The 19,129-nt window shown below is 46.3% G+C and carries 18 protein-coding genes; 7 read left to right on the plus strand and 11 right to left on the minus strand.

Annotated features, from left to right (window positions below; genetic code table 11):
* Positions 1-83: 83 nt before the first annotated feature.
* Complete coding sequence (gene guaA, locus ACWIP2_RS04385; protein WP_448518686.1) at positions 84-1,610, minus strand: glutamine-hydrolyzing GMP synthase; 1,527 nt, start codon at positions 1,608-1,610, stop codon at positions 84-86.
* 66 nt (positions 1,611-1,676) lie between these two features.
* On the opposite strand from guaA, the gene ACWIP2_RS04390 reads away from it, so the two are divergent.
* A complete protein-coding gene (locus tag ACWIP2_RS04390) occupies positions 1,677-2,504 on the plus strand; it encodes a formylglycine-generating enzyme family protein (RefSeq protein ID WP_448518687.1) in 828 nt (275 codons plus the stop codon).
* On the opposite strand, the gene ACWIP2_RS04395 is transcribed toward ACWIP2_RS04390, so the two are convergent.
* Genes ACWIP2_RS04395 through ACWIP2_RS04405 form a run of 3 tightly spaced genes read right to left on the minus strand, consistent with a single transcriptional unit; the run spans position 2,505 to position 2,948 of the window.
* The gene (locus tag ACWIP2_RS04395; RefSeq protein ID WP_448518688.1) at positions 2,505-2,648 is read right to left on the minus strand and encodes a hypothetical protein; all 144 of its coding nucleotides are present in this window, start codon (positions 2,646-2,648) and stop codon (positions 2,505-2,507) included.
* On the minus strand, positions 2,632-2,784 hold the full coding sequence (locus ACWIP2_RS04400) for a hypothetical protein (RefSeq protein WP_448518689.1): 153 nt from the start codon (positions 2,782-2,784) through the stop codon (positions 2,632-2,634). Before ACWIP2_RS04400 ends, ACWIP2_RS04395 begins: the two co-directional genes overlap by 17 nt.
* Positions 2,784-2,948: a hypothetical protein gene (locus ACWIP2_RS04405; RefSeq protein ID WP_448518690.1), complete on the minus strand. Its 165-nt coding sequence runs from the start codon at positions 2,946-2,948 to the stop codon at positions 2,784-2,786. Before ACWIP2_RS04405 ends, ACWIP2_RS04400 begins: the two co-directional genes overlap by 1 nt.
* A gap of 11 nt (positions 2,949-2,959) precedes the next feature.
* Between ACWIP2_RS04405 and ade the strand changes: the two genes are divergently transcribed.
* The 6 genes from ade to ACWIP2_RS04435 all read left to right on the plus strand — a co-directional run bounded on the left by ade (position 2,960) and on the right by ACWIP2_RS04435 (position 8,380).
* On the plus strand, positions 2,960-4,591 hold the full coding sequence (gene ade / locus ACWIP2_RS04410) for an adenine deaminase (protein WP_448518691.1): 1,632 nt from the start codon (positions 2,960-2,962) through the stop codon (positions 4,589-4,591).
* A gap of 65 nt (positions 4,592-4,656) precedes the next feature.
* Complete coding sequence (locus tag ACWIP2_RS04415; protein ID WP_448518692.1) at positions 4,657-5,100, plus strand: hypothetical protein; 444 nt, start codon at positions 4,657-4,659, stop codon at positions 5,098-5,100.
* A 70-nt stretch (positions 5,101-5,170) separates the two neighbouring features.
* Entirely contained in the window at positions 5,171-6,346 is a 1,176-nt protein-coding gene (gene nusB / locus ACWIP2_RS04420) for a transcription antitermination factor NusB (protein ID WP_448518693.1), read from the plus strand.
* 44 nt (positions 6,347-6,390) lie between these two features.
* Entirely contained in the window at positions 6,391-6,687 is a 297-nt protein-coding gene (locus tag ACWIP2_RS04425) for a YtxH domain-containing protein (RefSeq protein WP_448518694.1), read from the plus strand.
* A 141-nt stretch (positions 6,688-6,828) separates the two neighbouring features.
* Positions 6,829-7,437 carry a LutC/YkgG family protein gene (locus ACWIP2_RS04430; protein WP_448518695.1) on the plus strand — a complete coding sequence of 203 codons (609 nt, stop codon included), beginning with the start codon at positions 6,829-6,831 and terminating at the stop codon, positions 7,435-7,437.
* Between the two features lie 91 nt (positions 7,438-7,528).
* A complete protein-coding gene (locus ACWIP2_RS04435) occupies positions 7,529-8,380 on the plus strand; it encodes a universal stress protein (protein ID WP_448518696.1) in 852 nt (283 codons plus the stop codon).
* Between the two features lie 350 nt (positions 8,381-8,730).
* Here the strand turns inward: ACWIP2_RS04435 and ACWIP2_RS04440 are convergent, their stop codons facing one another.
* The 7 genes from ACWIP2_RS04440 to ACWIP2_RS04470 all read right to left on the minus strand — a co-directional run bounded on the left by ACWIP2_RS04440 (position 8,731) and on the right by ACWIP2_RS04470 (position 19,105).
* Positions 8,731-9,195: a DUF4843 domain-containing protein gene (locus ACWIP2_RS04440; protein ID WP_448518697.1), complete on the minus strand. Its 465-nt coding sequence runs from the start codon at positions 9,193-9,195 to the stop codon at positions 8,731-8,733.
* 91 nt (positions 9,196-9,286) lie between these two features.
* Positions 9,287-10,729, minus strand: coding sequence for a RagB/SusD family nutrient uptake outer membrane protein (locus tag ACWIP2_RS04445; protein WP_448518698.1), 1,443 nt, complete (start codon positions 10,727-10,729; stop codon positions 9,287-9,289).
* Between the two features lie 21 nt (positions 10,730-10,750).
* Complete coding sequence (locus tag ACWIP2_RS04450) at positions 10,751-13,804, minus strand: SusC/RagA family TonB-linked outer membrane protein (protein WP_448518699.1); 3,054 nt, start codon at positions 13,802-13,804, stop codon at positions 10,751-10,753.
* A gap of 265 nt (positions 13,805-14,069) precedes the next feature.
* On the minus strand, positions 14,070-15,485 hold the full coding sequence (locus ACWIP2_RS04455) for a RagB/SusD family nutrient uptake outer membrane protein (RefSeq protein WP_448518700.1): 1,416 nt from the start codon (positions 15,483-15,485) through the stop codon (positions 14,070-14,072).
* A gap of 42 nt (positions 15,486-15,527) precedes the next feature.
* A complete protein-coding gene (locus tag ACWIP2_RS04460) occupies positions 15,528-18,590 on the minus strand; it encodes a SusC/RagA family TonB-linked outer membrane protein (RefSeq protein ID WP_448518701.1) in 3,063 nt (1,020 codons plus the stop codon).
* Positions 18,591-18,633: 43 nt separating this feature from the next.
* The gene (locus ACWIP2_RS04465; RefSeq protein WP_448518702.1) at positions 18,634-18,834 is read right to left on the minus strand and encodes a hypothetical protein; all 201 of its coding nucleotides are present in this window, start codon (positions 18,832-18,834) and stop codon (positions 18,634-18,636) included.
* The gene (locus tag ACWIP2_RS04470) at positions 18,782-19,105 is read right to left on the minus strand and encodes a hypothetical protein (protein WP_448518703.1); all 324 of its coding nucleotides are present in this window, start codon (positions 19,103-19,105) and stop codon (positions 18,782-18,784) included. Before ACWIP2_RS04470 ends, ACWIP2_RS04465 begins: the two co-directional genes overlap by 53 nt.
* Positions 19,106-19,129: the final 24 nt, after the last annotated feature.

Below are 19,129 nucleotides of genomic sequence, written 5' to 3' on the forward strand. Positions count from 1 at the left end.
AAAAAGGCTCTACCGGAAAAGGCGCAATGATTTTTCGCAAAGTCCGCAGCGAAGTATTACCTGTTGTAAGATTCATCATGGTATCATTCCCACTCAATCGTTGCAGGTGGCTTGCTGCTGATGTCGTAAACAACGCGGTTGACACCTTTTACCCGATTGATAATCCGGTTAGAGATTTCTGCCAAAAACTCATAGGGCAGTCGGCACCAGTCGGCCGTCATACCATCTACACTGGTAACAGCGCGGAGGGCAACCACATTCTCATAGGTGCGCTCATCGCCCATCACTCCTACACTCTGGATAGGTAGCAAGATAGCGCCTGCCTGCCACACCTGATCGTAGATTTCATGCTCGCGCAAGCCATTGATAAAAATATGATCTACTTCTTGCAAAACAGCTACCTTTTCAGGTGTAATTTCGCCCAGAATGCGGATAGCCAATCCCGGTCCTGGGAACGGATGGCGACCCAGCAGCGTATCGGGCATACCCAACGCGCGGCCTACCGCACGCACCTCATCTTTGAATAGCAGACGCAATGGCTCAACTACTTTGAGCTTCATCGTTTCAGGTAAGCCGCCTACGTTGTGGTGGCTTTTAATCGTTGCTGAAGGGCCTTTCACCGATACCGACTCGATCACGTCGGGGTAAATAGTTCCCTGCCCCAGCCATTTTACATCTGAAATACTATGTGCCTCGTGGTCAAATACTTCTATAAAAACTCTGCCGATCGCTTTTCGCTTCTGCTCAGGGTCTGAAAGTCCTTTGAGTGCATCGTAGAAACGCGCTTTGGCATCTACCCCGCGTACATTCAGCCCCATGTCTTGATAGGAATGCAGCACTTGGGCAAACTCATTTTTGCGCAGCAATCCATTATCTACAAAAATGCAGTACAAGTTACTACCGATTGCGCGATGAAGCAGTTGCGCTGCTACAGAAGAATCTACACCGCCGGAAAGCCCTAGCACGACCTTATCGTTACCTAACTGGGCACGCAGTTCGGATACAGTGTTATCTATGAAAGCCTCCGAAGTCCAATCCTGTTTGCAGTGGCAAATATCTACTACGAAGTTGCGCAAGAGTTGCCTGCCCTCCAGCGAATGCGTTACCTCAGGGTGGAACTGGATGCCGTAAATAGGTGCTGATTTGTGTCTGTAGGCAGCTACTTTGACAGTAGCCGTACTGGCAGTAATCTCAAACTCATCAGATAGGGCAGCAATAGTATCGCCATGCGACATCCACACCTGCGACTGTGGCGAAAGGTATCGAAAAAGCGGATCGCCTTCGTGGATATAAGTCAGATTAGCTCTGCCATATTCTCGGATCGTTGAGGGAAGTACGTTGCCGCCTGCCTTTTGTGCTATCAACTGCGCACCGTAGCACACCCCCAGAACAGGCAGCGAGCCAAAGTCAGCCAAATTAACATCCGGTGCGCCTGCATCGCGCACCGAGCAGGGACTTCCGGAAAGGATAACTCCCTTTACCGTTGCATCTATGGTAGGATAGTGATTAAACGGATAAATTTCGCAGTACACATTCAGTTCGCGTACCCGACGCGCAATCAACTGCGTATATTGTGAACCAAAGTCGAGGATAAGTATCTTTGCCGTCATGCCTCAAAGGTAGTATTTTTAGGTTAGGTATGTTTATTGCTATTGCTACGTCGGAGAGATATTTCTATGAAAAAAAACTTATCGTTTGCCTGCTTTTTCTGCTTATTTATTAGTGCAGCAACTGCGCAAACGCCTTTCAAAGGTACGGAGAAAGCCGTTATTTCAGCAGCAGCCCGCAAACAGGAAATACCTTCTGTACTAAAAAATCCACCTGAAGTAGTATTTGTAGAAGGCGGTGCTTTCCTTATGGGTAGCGAAGACGGAGAACCGGAAGAGCAACCTATACACAAAGTATATGTAAGTAGTTTTTACATTGGCAAATACGAAGTTACAGTGGCGCAGTACCGCGAATTTTGTAAGGAAACAGGACGCGCAATGCCCGAAACTCCCAAATGGGGCTGGCAAGACAATGCACCAATTGTCAATGTCAGTTGGAACGATGCCAACGCCTACTGCAAGTGGCTGGTACAAAGAACAGGGCAACCCTACCGCTTGCCAACCGAAGCCGAATGGGAATTTGCAGCACGCGGGGGGATTAAAACGCGAAAAACACGCTTTGCAGGTTCTAACCAATTGGAAGAGGTTGGCTGGTTCGATAAAAATTCCAACAAACGCGCACAGCCTGTAGGTGAAAAGTCTGCTAACGAACTCGGGCTATACGACATGAGCGGCAACGTGTGGGAGTGGGTACAAGACTGGTTCGACAGCGATTATTATTCCAAAAGTCCTGAAAAAGACCCTCAGGGACCACCCAAAGGCTCTATGCGCGTCATGCGCAGCGGCTCGTGGATCAACTATGCCGAAGATAACCGCATTGCCATTCGCATCAGTAATATGCCCAACGATATAGGGCCGTTTTTCGGCTTTCGGGTAGCTATGAGCCTGACAAAATAGTTAACAATCTTTGACGGGGCAGGGAATTGGCTTACCTCTTTTTACCTTTTTGCCTTTTTTGCCCGAAACACAGCCTGAAAAAAGCGTTGCTACTACCAGCAAGCCCATCATCAGCCAACGAAAGTAGTTAACGCGGGTAAACATCAGGCTTGATTCTTTTAGGTTTTACAGGAGTCCACGCAGTGCGTGGCGCATGGTAGCAACTCATCATACCTACAATGCTCAGCAGCAGCAAAAATTTGCCTGCCGAAAAATAACGGAAGAATATCCCCTTTTTCATTACCACATTCGAATGCGTTTGTTCACTTTTGTATATTCGGTGGGCTTCCCGGTACGGATTGGCTTAGACTTGCGAGGTGTCCAACCGGTATTAGGCGCATGCAGACAGGAAGTAAATCCCATCGTCAGTATGCAAAACAGCATGAAATAAATGGCTTTTCTCATATCAAAGGGTTATGAATCATCTTATTAGCATACGCGCAAATGTAGTAAATATTGCAGAGCGGCGCATTTTTCCCGCAGAAGTGCAAATCAGCAAGGGTAAAATTAATGCCATTCATCCGACTGACTTACCTTGTAAGTATTTTTTGTTGCCCGGCTTTATTGATGCGCATGTACACGTTGAAAGTTCGATGCTTGTACCTGCACAATTTGCCCGGTTGGCAGTGTTGCACGGCACAGTAGCTACCGTCTCCGATCCACATGAAATAGCTAACGTAGCAGGCATAGCAGGAGTGCGCTATATGATACGCAATGGCAATAGCGTTCCTTTCAAATTTTGCTTTGGCGTACCCTCGTGTGTGCCTGCCACTGCTTTTGAAACAGCAGGCGATACAATTGGTCCGGAACAGGTCAGGGAACTTTTTCAGGTAGATCATCTCAAATATCTTGCCGAGATGATGAACTGGCCAGGGGTTTTACATCGCGATGCGGGGGTAGCTGCTAAAATCAGTATCGCCCGCCAACTTGGCAAACCGATTGATGGACACGCACCCGGACTGCGCGGCGAGCAAGCGCGGCAATATGCAGCCGCAGGCATAAGCACCGATCATGAGTGTTTTACCGCCGAAGAAGCCCTAGACAAATTAGCCGCCGGCATGAAGATCATCATCAGAGAAGGCAGCGCGGCCAGAAACTTTCATGCGCTTGCCCCCTTGCTCCACGAGCACTGGCAGCAAATCATGTTCTGTTCAGACGACAAACACCCCGACAGCTTGCTGGAGGGACACATCAACCAATTGGCAGCTCGCGCCGTTGCCTTAGGCGTAGATGTGTTTAAGGTACTACAGGCCGCCTGCCTCAACCCCATCCGACACTATGGACTGGAAGTAGGACAGCTTCGCCTCGGCGACCCCGCAGATTGTATTCTGGTAGAAGATCTACAGCAGTTCAAGGTGCTTCAAACATGGATCAACGGAGAGTTGGTAGCCGAAAACGGCAAATCTTTTATCAAAGCACCTGCAGCAGCTGCCATTAACCGATTCAGTTGCCGACCTGTGAGCGAAAAATCGCTTCAGATCAAGGCAACATCTGATAAAGTTCGCGCTATTGTTGCGCTCGATGGACAACTGATTACCCGCGAGGAGATTGTGCCTGCTAACGTTCAGGATGGCTTTGCCATAGCCGACCCTGCAAGAGATCTGTTGAAAATTGTGGTGATGAACCGTTATCGGGACAGCCCTCCTGCCATTGGTTTTATCCGTGGTTTTGGACTGCAAGCGGGTGCCATAGCTTCCTCAGTTGCTCATGATTCGCATAATATAGTAGCCGTTGGCACACACGATGTCTTCCTCTGCAAAGCTATTAATGCAATTATTGAAGCGCAGGGAGGTATTTCGGCGTGCAGCAGCACAGAGGTGCAGTTGCTGCCGCTCCCTATAGCAGGGCTAATGTCAGACAGAGATGCCTTTCAAGTGGCGCAAGCCTATCAGGATATTGATACCTTTGCCAAAAAATTGGGAACACCACTGGCAGCACCTTTTATGACGCTGAGTTTTATGGCGCTGTTAGTGATTCCGGCGCTTAAGATGAGCGACTTAGGCTTATTTGATGGTAACAAATTTCAATTTGCAGAGGTTTTTAATTGACAGTTTGTTAATTGCTGATCGAATTACGTTATTTGTGTTGATTTTTATTCCTACTCAACAAGTCAATGGATCATACATTATTATCTCAAGCGCCTGAAGACGGTTCTGTTCTGGAACTCAAAAATGAGGGCGGATATGTATATATGTTTCTTGAGCCTGATATATCCCTGCAACAACTTTACTATAAATGGCGCGGCTTCCTGCTCATGGACGAGTTAATTACCGGCTACGGCAAAATTGCAGAAGTAGTACGCACAAAAGGTATTCGCTCGCTTGTCGCAGACCACTCAAGTATTGTTGGCCCATGGAATGAGATCATTGATTGGCTGGTTTCTGAGTGGACACCACAAATGAATGAAGCTGGTTTGAAAAAAATGGCGATTATCTCAACCACAGACCTTTTTGCCAATATTTCGCTTGAATTATTTCTGATGGACAACAGCCAAGCCAAATACGCCATCGAAGTATTCGATACGCTTGCAGAAGCAAAAAAATGGGCCGCTCAATAGCTCACACGCTTCCCTTTTTTCGTACATTTGCGCCGCTTTATGCCTGTGTAAGGCGGTTTAACATTTTTATATGCTCAATCGGCGACTACTTCGTGCTAAAGCTGTACAAAGCCTATATGCTTACCAGCAATGCCAACAATCGGACTATGAACTTGCTTTAGATAAAATTGCATCTGATTTCCTGCCGGATCTAAATTCGATGGAAGTGCAAGATCCTGTCAAACTGGCAGCAGAAAGAGATCAGGCACAGGAACTCTTTAAAGAACAATATCTCAACAAAGTGTTGCGATTGGACAAGCCTGTTAGCCCCAAGATAGAGCAATCAGTCTCCGAAGCAATTAAATTTTATCATCAAGCACTCAAAAAAGACTACGACAACCTGAGCCGTTCGCTGGTTCGGGAAACCGAAAAGATATTCGATAACTACCTCAAGTTTTTACTGCTGCTCGTAGAAATGCGCGCTCAGGCAAAAAAAGAACAACAGGATCACCTGAACAGGAAATTTACACAGGTAACAGTTGCCGAATACACATTCAAGCTATCCAAAAATCCTATCCTCGCTAAACTGGCTGAGCATCGGGCGCTAAAAGACGAAGCGCTGCGCCGCAATATCGCATGGGACAGCGAGCAGGTTCGCGAGTGGTACAAATTAATGCTCAAAGAAGAGTTTTACCAGCAATACCGCAACCTGCCGGAGGTATCCGATAAAGATGAACTGGAAATCGTACTCAGCCTTGTCAAGCAGTTTTTACTTAGCAACGATGCTGTTGTTACCTATTTTGAGGAAAGCGACATTGGCTGGGCAGACAATATGCCTGTTATTAAGAGTATGGCTATCAAAACAATTAAGCGCATAGCCGAAACACCCGCAGGCGAACAGATACCTTTGCAAGAGCTTTCGCCCAACTGGGCAGACGACAGGGAATATCTGATCGAACTCTTCGCCAAAGGAGTAGAAGAGGCCGAACTGGCACAAAAGACAATAGCCGAACGCACCCAAAACTGGGACATTGACCGCATTACCGCATTAGATAAAGCGATTCTCAACTTAGCTATCAGCGAGATGATTCACTTCCCAAGCATTCCCATCAAGGTAACAATTAACGAATTCATCGAAATTTCGAAACTATACAGTACTCCAAAGAGCTATTTCTTCGTTAATGGTTTACTCAATACCATTGCGACCGACTTGCAGCGCATGGGCAAAATTCGTAAAAGTGGACGCGGACTGATTGACAACAAATAAGCCGGATTTTTCGTATATTTGAAAATAACAATACTTCAATAGTCATGAGCAAAGCAGGAAGAACACTTCTGGGTTTCATAGTCGGTGCAGCAACAGGATTTGTAGCAGGTATGCTTTTCGCCCCGGATAAAGGAGTCAATTTACGCGACAGACTAAGTTATCGTTTGGATAAGTATCTGGATGCCCTCAAAGAACTCAGAGAGGCGCTGGCAGAAAAGAAAGACGAACCGATCAACAGCGCTAAGGCCGACGGTCAGCGCGTAGTTGGTGATATTCTTAAGGAAGCTGAGAAAATTTACAGCGATATGCACGATTTGGAGTTTCGTATCAAGCAAAAGTGAGAGGCGATTGCAACCAATTTATGATACACGTTGTTTTATCTATAAAGGTTTTAAGTTGTTTTAATAGGTTTATGTTCCAAACACCCTGCTGCATTTTGTAGCAGGGTGTTTCTATTATCTATTACACCCCATCAACAGCATATGAAAACAAACAGCAACAGCCGCGAGCATATCCTCGCAGCCATCCGAAAAAACAAACCCGATCCGGTTACAACTCCTTGTATCCCTCCATTCTCTGCCGCTGATGCGACGATAACAGCGCTGCGGCAACAATTTACAGACATGCTGAGAAGCATCAGCGCAACTGTTGCCTTTACCGACTCGGCAGAATCCCTGCAAAAAGCTATCAGCGAATGCTACCCGAATGCCGCCACTATTTGCAGCGTCCATCCGTCTGTTACAGGTAATGTTGCTATCGCAGACATACAACATCCTGCTGAGCTTGCAGGAGTAGATCTTGCAATTGTTGAAGGCCTGTTTGGCGTGGCAGAAAACGGCGCGATCTGGCTAACAGAAGCCCAAATGGGACACAGAGCGCTTCCCTTTATTACACAGCACTTGGTCATCGTGCTTCCCGCCGATCGCTTAGTCGGCAATATGCACGAAGCCTACGCAAACATCAGGAGCATTGACAGTGGATTTGGCATCTTTATATCTGGGCCATCGCGGACGGCAGACATTGAGCAATCGCTTGTAGTAGGTGCGCACGGCGCTCGCAGCCTACTCGTATGCCTGCACCAAACCAAATAGTTGTATTTTTTTTGCAAAAGATGCCTTAAGACATTGTTTGTCAGATCTATGTCTTATATATTGCTAAACCTTACAATCTACCAACAGATTTATGAAAACCATTCTCGTACCTACCGATTTTTCTGATAATGCGCTCAAAGCTATGCAATATGCTATTCGCTTTGCCGGCATCACTGGCAGCCACTTGGTCTTCTTCAAAGCGACAGATACTATTGTTCCTGAAACAGCACCTGTACACCTGTACCACGAATTAGTGAAAAGCGACATCGAAGAGAACACAGAAGAGCTGCGTGCTCAAGTAGCAAAAGCATATGCAAACACAGGTATTACGGCTAACCCCGAGCAGTATGCCATAGATGTGGAATACGGTGCTTTTAAACATATGATCCACATAGTTATCGAAAAACATAAGGCAGACATGATCATCATGGGGACGCAGGGGGCAAGCGGGCTGAAAAAAGTATTCTTTGGCAGTAATACGGCAAATCTCATTACGAATGTAGACATACCTTTACTTGCAGTACCTGTAGATACACCTATCAACAGCATTACCAAAATCGGCTATGCTTCAGATCTAACAGATTTTGGCGATGAACTGGAACGTATTATAGATTTTGCCAAACCATTTGACGCCCTGATTGATATTTTCCACGTCTATCCTGTCTATCCGCAGCTGGTAGATATTACTAAGTTCGACAAAGAAAAAACGCTTAACCTACTCACCTCCAAGTTTGATTACAGTAAAATACACATCACATTGGTTCAGACCGAATATGATAACGACATTATAGCAGGTATCGAGCAGTATATAGCAGAAGAGAAGCCCTCGCTTTTAGTAATGTTTACACACAAGCGCTCGTGGTTCGATAAAATATTTAACCCAAGCATCAGCCAGACTGTTGCCTTCGATACGAAAACACCGCTGTTAGTTTTCAAAAAGTAATTGGATGCTCATATAAAAAACCCGACAGATCTTACAAGCTGTCGGGTTTTTTATTGCAGTTTTTATTTCGTAGGGATTGCATATGGGTAGCATTAAAATTAACCCTGTCCCCCTTTTTCCTGCTCTATAGGAGCTATGCAAGTAATTTGTCAAGTTCTCAATGGAGCAATGGAAAAAGAGGGGCAATGATTATACTACCGATATTGAGAAGGTGTCCAAAAAATAGCACAGATTTATTCTGTGATTTGTTAATCACTTGATAATCAAATATCTACAGACTAAAGTCTGTGCTAAATTCAGCCTTTTTTAATAGCCTCGATTTATCCATTGTGCAATTCATAATGGTATAGCTACAGATTCAGACGGAAACCGATACGGCGGTAGTTTTCGCTTGGTTTGAGATTTTCGTTACCTTCCAGATTAAATACAAACACAACGTTTGTTCCCGGAGCAGGTGCAGGATTCAGCACATCTACTTCTAAGAAACCAAAGCTACTGTTTGCTGGGATAGTAACACGTCCGCCATTGCGCATATTGAAATGCGTACCTTCGCGGCCTGTGCTCACAGGATCTACAGATACAGTAACTACCTCATCGTTCGGACGCTGCGCACCTACCAGATTGATACGCGTGCGAATAGTAGCGCCACGAGTAGTGTTAATAATCGGATATCTTACGCCCAGCGCAGGAGTAATGGTAACAGCTTGGTCAAACTCGACTACAGCACCTCTCCAAACTACACGATTATCTTCAAAGCAAGAGCTTGCAACAAGGGCAATGCCTACGAACAAAAACAGGTTAAATATCTTTTTCATGGTCTTTACGTTTTGAAATAACTCACTTTCATTCAAGGTCGGTAGTACACAAGGCGCATACAACCGACCCTAAAAAAGTCAGGTTAATGGATTAATAGCCAAAGTTTTGTTGCAAATTAGGATTCGCCTGTATTTCACGTACCGGAATTGGAGCCAGTATGCGAAAATCAATGAAAGGCACAGTCTGTGCAGGAGCAGCCTTTACAATATCGCGGCCCAGACGCTTCAGCGTAAACCAACGATCACCCTCAAAGGCTAACTCGATACGACGCTGTTTCAGGATTTCTTCCAGCAACGCCGGCCCAGACAAAGTTACTGCTGGCAGCCCCGCACGTGTACGAATACGGTTTAAGTCAGCCAAGGCCAATGCATCATTTCCTTGCATTGCATGAGCTTCAGCACGGTTCAAGAATACCTCAGAAATACGGATAACAGGGATATGGTCTAAGTTAGGCTGACCACCTTTGCCCATAAACTTCGTACACTCGATTTCGGCAGGCCCACGACCTGTAGTACCCAACTCGTACAACTGACGACGTACGTCGTTGCCTTCCGATTCCATCAAGCTCAGCAATTGAGCAGTAGGAACCAAATCGCCGAAGCCACCTGTACGTGTACGATCGCCAACAGCTAACAGTGTAGTGTAAGTAGTTTGGAGTGCTTCGTTTACACCAAGATTCTCGTTAGTTACATACTGCAACTCGAAAATAGACTCTGGGTGGATCAGCGATCTCCAGCTACTCACATACTGTGCAGTTGTTACGAATGTTCCTACGTTTCTACTCAATGCAGCATCTGCAAAGCGTACCACATTTGCATAGTCGCGGCGGTACAAGGCTACACGACTATATAAGGCTTCAGCAGCGGCACGAGTTGCATAAAAAGGTGCACGGCTGTTAGGTGTAGTAGCCAGTTTAACGATAGCCTCATCCAAATCTTTGTAGATTTGTGCATATACTTCATCAATGGATGCACGAGATAACTTTTCGATCTGATCGGAGCTCAAAATAGGAGTCAGTGCTAAGGGAACACCTCCGCGATTATTTTGTGCTATAATTGCACCCGGATCGTAAGCATATACGCGCATCAAGTTATGATAAATCAAAGCACGCAGGAAATGTGCCTGACCTTCGATATTATTGCGCGTATTGACAGGCATGTTTACACGTGGTGCATTATCCAGAATCAGGTTAATCTGATTGATAGCAAAATAGGATAGCTGCCAAGTACCTGCACCAAAATGTGCGTTAGGCTGATTCAAAAACTCAGGAAATAAGCGACCTGATTTGTTGGTTGCGCGCCCGTTATCGGAAAGAGCTTCAGGCAAAGCAACAAAGTCGCGGCCGTACATACGAAGCTGTTGCAAACGGTCGTATATACCCGAAACTGCAGCCTCCAGCGCTTCTTGATTATTAAGAGCTGTAGAAGAGTCAATTGACTGACGCGGATCTACGTTCAGGAAGTTGCTGCAAGAAGCGAAAAACAGAGTTCCCGCCAGCGCCAATGCTTTTACAGCTAATGAAATCTTCTTCATAGTTTTTCGTCATTTTAAGGATTAGAAGCCAATTTCAACACCGAAAGTATAGTTACGAGCCTGAGGAATAACACCATTGTTACCGGCACCCAGATTGACAAATTCAGGGTCAAAACCAGTCCATTTAGTAAATGTCAACAGGTTAATAACCTGCGCATACACACGGGCACGACTAATCTTTGCCTTTTGTATCAGACCTTGCGGAAGATTGTAAGCCAATGTCAATTGCTTCAGACGGATGTAAGACGCATCTTCCAGTGTACGAGAACCCGACAGATGGCTTGCACCACGCACCTCTGCGTTGCCATTAATTGGACGAGGTACGTCGGTGATTTGTCCCGGAGTTGTCCACCGGCGCTCGTAAATATCAACCAATGAGTTGAATATACGACCACCGTTTTCCATTAGGAAACCTGTTTGATTATTAAATGCTTTACGGCCATACTCATACTGGAAGAAAACTGTCAGCTCCAAACCTTTGTAAGAGAATGAATTATTAAAGCCACCAAACAAGGTTGCAAGGTTAGCACCCAATACGCGGAAGTCTACAGGGTTCAATGGCAGATAAGTCAAGTTGTTATTTGCATCAAACCACATCGGACGACCTGTAGCAGGGTTTACACCGGCATACTGAGAGGTGAAGTTAGCGCCAATCGGATGACCGATACGAACACTAGGGTTACCGGGCAATACAGTATCTGCACCGGTCAGACGAGTTACTTTGTTCTCTAACTTGGTAATATTAAATGAGGTTACCCACTTGAAACCGCCCGCATCTACGTTTACAGTGTTCAATTCAAATTCAACACCGCGGTTGTACAAACGACCTACGTTGCTTGTGATGCTGCCGAAGCCACTCGTCCAAGGTACAGGCTGGTTCAACAACAAGTCGCGGCTTTCTTTGTTAAAATAGCCAATAGTCGAAGTAATACGGCGGTTGAAGAATGCCAGATCTAAACCTACTTCAGAGTTGATTTGACGCTCCCAACGCAGTGTTGGGTTGTTCAAACTGGTAGGCGCAATGCCAGCGTCGTTGCCGTAGTTGAAACCACCACCAAACAGACCGCGGGAATCGAAGTTGCCAATTTGTGAGTTACCTGTAGAACCATAGCTACCACGCAGTTTAATCTCATCAATCCACTCAACCCGATCTTTTAGGAAGGCTTCTTCTGTAATCAACCATGCTGCAGAAACTGAACCGAATGTACCGAAACGATTTTGATTTCCGAAACGAGATGAACCATCGCGACGAACAACTGCGTTGATAAAGTAGCGGTTTTTGAAGCCATATTGTGTGCTGCCTACAACACCACCACGCTGGTAGCTTGTCCAGAAACCACCGATAGCTACAGGAGTAGCGCCTGTGTTAGGTGTACGGAACTGCGAAGTAGGGAAGGTAGTAATCTGCTGGGTCAGCCCTTCAAATACCTCTTGTACATACTCTGTAGCAAGCGTAGTGTTAATCTTGTGATCAGATCCAAGGTTTTTTGCAAAGTTGATGATGATTGGGTTGGCAGTGAAAGTAGCATTGTACTCGCTTTCGCTGGTCAGACGACCTCTTACGCCAAAACCATCAGCCGTACGTGGGTCAGCATAGTATTCACCTTTGATCTCACGGTAATCCAAACCATAGAAACTACTTATAGTAACTTCTTTGAACGGATTCCAAACAGCCTTTGCATTGCCTACTACCTGACGGATAACACTCTTAATTGTGTTGAACTTTGCATTCATGATAACATTCTGGTTCAGAATACCTGCCAGACCTCCTGTTGCAGGGGTACCAAAGAATGAGCCGTCTTCGTTGAAGATTGGGTTAGTAGGGATAATCAATGGAGAAGAGAACGAAGGAGAACCTAAGAAAGCACCACCATCGGGGTTACCGAAGGGACCACCCTGTGTGATATTACTTAGGTTGACGGATGTCTCAAAACGCAGTTTGTTGTTTACCTGATGCTGTACAGCCAAACGACCTGTTGCACGTTTGAAATCAACAGCGATCACGTTTGCATCCTGCTGGTTGTAAGAACCGGATAGTGCAAAAGTTGTCTTATCGTTGCCACCGCGAGCAGAAAGTTCGATGTTGTTAATAACACCTTGGCGATAAGCGGCACGTTGCCAGTCATAAGTGGGCAATGCAGCAATTTGCTCCGGAGTCAGGTTACCGGGCAAACGAATACCTGTCAAAGCAGAAGCACGCGCCTGCGCTTCTGTCAGTGAAGGGTTCTGATTGCGGATAGCTTCTGTACGCACCTGAATCCACTGCTGGCTGTTCAGTACATTCATGTAGCGAATAGGCTCAACGCTACCGTAGAAATAGTTCAGATTGAACTCTGTCTTGCCGGCACGACCTTTTTTAGTAGTAACCAAAACCACACCGTTACCCGCCTGTGCACCGTAGATAGATGCAGCAGCGGCATCTTTCAATACCTCGATAGATTCAATATCGTTTGGGTTTAGGAATGCCAGCGGGTTTGAGCTGGAGAAGTTTGTGGTGCTGGCATTGTTCATTACCACACCGTCTACAATGTACAAAGGTTCATTACCTGCTGAGATAGAACCTACGCCACGGATGCGTACCTGCACAGCACCACCGGGAACACCGTTGGCAGCCTGCACCAATACACCCGCCGCACGACCTTGCAAAGCGCGGTCAAAACTCTGCATCGGCAAGTTCTGGATCACGTCTCCTTTAATAGATGAGATAGAACCCGTAATCTCGCGCTTTTCCAACGCGCTGTAACCGGTGACAACTACCTCTGAGAGTACTTTTTCATCGGTCTCCATTTTCACATCAATGGAAGAACGATTGCCGACAGCAACTTCGAGGGTTTTCAAACCCACAAAACGAAATACTAAAATACCATTCTCAGGGGCAGAGAGACTGAACTTGCCATCGACATCTGTCTGCGTACCTGTGTTGGTACCTTTTAACTGTACGGTAACACCGGGAAGTGGCGAACCGTCTTCAGAAGAAGTAACCCTTCCGGATACTGTTCTGGTCTGTGCCCATGCGGCACTTGCGAGGAGCATTGCAATCATCCATACAAAGCTCAGTTGTAACAATCGCTTCATCATTACTTGGTTATTGGTTACAAGAATGTGTCTTTCGCAAATGAACCATTTTTTTTTAAATCACAAAACAACAAAAAATAATATCCTCCGTTAAAAAACTTAAGGCTTGTCCGAAAAACAATGTTTTAACAAGTATGTCAGGAGCTTCGACAGCCTGATTATCAAAAAATTAGGCAGATAAACGACCTTTGAAAAAGTCAATTTATCTGCCTGAAAAAAATTTTTTGGATATGTTACACTTTGTTAGCTGACAGACAAGCTAAGGCTAATAACCATTATTTTGCACCAGGCTTGAATTAGCTTGCAGTTCGCGCAAAGGGATAGGTGCCAGGTAGCGCGGATCGCCAAACTGTAGGTTGCCGGTCGCCTTGATAACATCGCGACCGAGTCTTTTCAGATCAAACCAACGATCGCCCTCAAAAGCCAGTTCCAAACGGCGCTGCAAAAATATTTCATTGAGCAATGCCTCTCCCGAAAGCCCTGCCAAAGGTTGCAGACCCGCACGTGTACGAATGGTGTTTACATCTGCTAGTGCCTGAGCTGCATTACCTAATCTGGCCTGGGCCTCTGCCCGAATCAAAATCATTTCAGAAACACGCAGTACAGGAATATGATCCATATAGATTGTTCCCGTTTTACCTAAAAACTTGGTGCATTCTTCTACAACGATATTGGAGCGATTTACGCCATTCTGGTACAACTGACGACGGATGTCGCCGGTTTGATGCAATGCAAGAAACTCCGGTGTAGGGACTACCGCACCCCAGCCGCCTAAAGCATTGGAGGTAAGCGACACGCGAGTTGTAAATGCAGACTGATTGGACTCGTTTACCCCATGAGATTCTGCATCTATTTGGAAAAGAATTTCAAAAATAGACTCGGGATGTACACGCTCGCGCCAGGCAGGTATGTAGTTAGCATTGGTTACCAATCTGCCAACATTAGAGTTGATTGCATTAGTTGCATAACGGGCTGCATTTTCCCAGTCTGTGTTGTAGAGCGCGACCTTGGCAAAGATGGCAAAAGCTGCCCCTCTGGTAATGCGATGAGGCCCACCGGTAGTAGGTGCTTTCTGTATCGCCTCTTGCAAGTCGCGGTACAGCTGCTGGTACATGTCGCGAATAGGTGCGCGTGCAGGCTGTGTAATCTGTGTCAGTTTGCTGATGCCTGTCAGCATCAATGGTACACTCCCCTTGTCAAACTGCGACACTACAGCACCGGGATCCCAACCGTAGATACGAGACATATTGAAGTACAGCAGCGCACGAATACAACGCAACTCACCTTCAATTTCCGAACGGCGTGTTTCTGTAAAGGCTACCCCGGGCAATGCTTCCAGAATCAGGTTAATCTCATTGACAGCAGCAAAGTAAGTTGCCCATCCGCCTACGTGAGAACCCAACACGTTGTTGCCCTGATTGACATAACGCCCACCCGCACGGTTGATGATGCGCGAATTATCGGCCATAGCCTCCACAGTTGCAATAAGATCTCTACCATATAATACCTGTGCTTTCAGGTAGCTGTAAACATTAGTAATGGCAGCATTGACAGCTTCGGGCGAGTTCAATGCTCTTGAGGCATCTATCGACTGCCGAGGCTCTATGTTTAATGCACTCTGGCAACTCCAAAGGCTGAAACCTGCTAGCAATACCAGAAAATATTTTTGGATTTTTTTCATTGCATTTGAAAATTTTCAATTCAACATTGTTTTCATTGGAGATTAGAAGCGCGCTTGCACACCAAAGGTATAATTACGCGCCTGCGGGATGATCCCCTGGTTACCTGTGCCCAAATCCACAAACTCAGGGTCAAATCCTGTCCACTTTGTCCATGTCAGTAAGTTTACAGCCTGTGCATACACGCGCAAGCCATTCAGCTTTGCCTTAGAAACCCATGCAGACTGCAGGTTGTAAGACAATGTCAGTTGCTTCAGACGGATGTAGGATGCATCCTGATAAAAACGGTTGATTGACTGATAAGAAGAAATCCGTCCTGCAATCTCTGTGCGGTTGTTAGCAGGTTTAGGAACGTCGGTAATCTGACCAGGCGTTGTCCAACGATTTTCATAATAATAGCGCAAGCCATTGCGCAATACGCCACCTAAATCGGCGAGGCGGAACTCCTGCTGGTTGGCGGCTACTCTGCCGTAGTCGTATTGGAAGAACACAGCAAGCTCTAAGCCTTTGTAGCTAAAGGTATTGGTAAAGCCGCCAAACATAGTCGAGAGGTTGGAATGCCCCAGCGGACGCTGATCGGCTGCTAATACCAAATAAGTAATATTGCCGTCTTTGTCATACCACATCGGGCGGCCGTTGGCAGGGTTTACACCCGCAAACGGTACACCTACGTTGGTAAACAGTGGAAATCCTACGCGGATACCAAGGTTGCCGGGCAGTACATCCAGTCCATCGTACAGTTTTGTAACTTTGTTTTCAAGGAAAGAAATATTGAAGTTGGTCTCCCACTTGAAGCCACTTTCCGTATTGAAATTGGTTGTATTCAATTCTATCTCGATGCCTTGGTTCATTACCTCACCTACGTTTTGTGTGATACTGCTGAAACCTGAAGTTTGCGGTACAGGCTGGCTCAGCAGCAGGTCTTTGCTCAAGCGGCGGTACGCTTCAACTGCACCTCTGACGCGACCTTCAAACAAGGCATAATCAATGCCCAGGTTTGTTGTAACGTTGCGCTCCCAGCGAAGGTCGGGGTTACCCAAGCCGCTTGGCCCAATGCCTTGGTTGCCCTGGTAAACGCCGCCAAGTCCGTAGAGGCTGCGGGAAGCAAAATTGCCAATCTGGTCGTTACCTGTAGTTCCCCAGCTGGCACGCAGGCGCAGTTCAGACAGTGTCTGGTTGCCTTTCAGGAAAGCCTCTTCACTGATATTCCATGCACCGGATACAGAAGGAAACAGGCCAAAGCGCGTGTTGGCACCAAAGCGCGAAGAACCATCGTAACGCGCTGTCAGGTTTACGATGTACTTTTTGCTGAAGTCGTAGCGGACGTTGGTAAAAGCACCGGAACGGCTGAAACCTGTCCAAAAACCGCTGATACTTACCGGACGGGCAGCAGCATTGGTTGTACTAAAATCCGGTGTAGGGAAACCCTGTCCGTTGGAGCCATTGGCTTCCTGTATATCTTCGCGGTACTCAGTACCTATCAGTGCATTGATTGTATGCTTTTCTGCAAAGTTTTTTGTGTAGTTCAGGGTTGCGTTGGTCGTCAGGTTTTTGTTGTAGTTATTGTTTACGGTCAGCGTTCCCTGAATATTGAAGTAGTCAGACAAACGAGGATCGCCGTAAAACTCTGTGTACAACATCCGATAATCCATACCACCAAATGCTTTGAAAGTCAATCCTTTGGCAATCTGATAGGTCGCTGATAGATTGGCTACCATCTGGTTAGTCAAACCTTTTGACTTGATAAAGTTTGAGTTGGCAATTACGTTCTGGCTCAAATCGCCTACCAGTACTTGTCCTGTACCGGGTAAACCAAAAAAGCCTGTAGGGGATTCAGGATCATAGATCGGGTTAAAAGGCAAAATAATCGGGGCGGAATATTGCGGCGCACCAAATGCAAGGCTACCGTTTGCGCTGCCATAAGGACCGCGCTGCGTAAAGGTGCTCAGGTTGATACCTGTTTCGAAAGTAAGTTTTGAATTTACCTTTTGTGTCAGGCTCAAACGTCCTGCAATACGCGAAAAATCAATATTGATCAAACTTGCATCTTGTTGGTTGGCAGATAACGAGGCATAGAAAGTCGTTTTATCTGTACCCCCGCTGGCCGCAAGTTCATAGTTGTTAATAATCCCTGTTTTGTAGGCTTCTCGCTGCCAGTCGTAAGTCGGCAGCGCTGCAATTTCCGCATCGGTCATTGTTGTTGGGAAACCTAACTGGCTAAGCGCCGTGTTGCGAACCGCCGCCGGGCTTGCCGTAGGGCTTGAGTTCTGTATCGCCTCTATGCGGGCAGCAATAAACTCTTGCGTATTCATCACGTCTAACACGCGAATAGGCTCAACAATACCACGGTAGTAATTAAACTCAAAATTGGTGCGGCTGGCTTGTTTACCTTTTTTAGTCGTTACCAAGATAACGCCGTTGGAAGCCTGCGCCCCGTAAATAGATGCTGTTGCAGCGTCTTTCAATACCTCGATAGACTCAATATCGTTGGGATTGAGGAAGGCAAGCGGGTTGTTGTTGACTGTTTCGCCGCCGTCGTTGCGAATATTCATCTGCACACCATCTACTATATAGAGGGGCTGATTACCCGCAGTAATAGAACCTACACCGCGAATGCGGACACTAACCGCCCCACCCGGCGCACCATTGGCAGACTGCACCAGTACACCTGCCGCACGTCCTTGCAAAGCGCGGTCAAAACTCTGCATGGGCAGGTTCTGAATTACATCGCCTTTTACCGAGGCAATAGCCCCTGTAATTTCGCGCTTCTCAATCACTGAATAGCCCGTAACAACTACCTCGTTGAGTACCCTGTCATCCACAATCATTGATACATCTATTATGCTGCGGTTATTGATTTCGACCTCTTGTGTACGCAAGCCTAAAAATCTGAAAATCAATACTTTGGCATTGTCTTCTACCGTAATGCGGAATTTACCCTCAAAATCGGTCTGCGTACCGGTAGTGGTACCTTTGACCTGTACGGTTACACCGGGCAGCGGCTCTTTATCCTCATTGGATATAACCCGCCCCGTAATTGTCTTTTGTGCCATTGCCAAAAAAGGCAACAGCATCAACAGCAGAAATGGTAAAAATCTGTGTTTCATAAACTCAATTGGAAAAAAGATGAAAATGTAACGATGAAACTACTTAAGGATTGATGCGATAGCCGATGCGTGCGTAGTTGTTGCTCGGCTTGATCTGCTCATTGCCCTGGAGCACAAAAACTAACGTAAAACTCTGACCAGCCGGAACAGGAGCAGGCAATATCTCGAAACGCAAAGCACCAAAACTACTGTTAGCAGGAATAGTTACTGCACCGCCATCTATCGCGATAATGCACTCCCTCACGCGCCGTGCTTGCCTGTGCATCTACACTCACGCGAACAGTCTGCGCATCAGGACGTTGCGCACCTACCAGATTGATCTGAGTGCTAAGCGCTCCCTGTCCTGTGCGAACGGCAATAATCGGATAATTCACACCCAAAGCGGGTGTACGGGTTACGGTTTCGTTAAATTCTACTAAGGAATCGTTAAAGAAAACGCGCTTGTCCTGAAAACAAGAGGACATAGCAATGGCTAAGCACGCAAAAAGTGCCCAGTGAAGTTGTTGCTTTTTCATTGGTTATATTTTGGTAAAAAAACT

It is taken from the genome of Rhodoflexus sp., assembly GCF_053489755.1.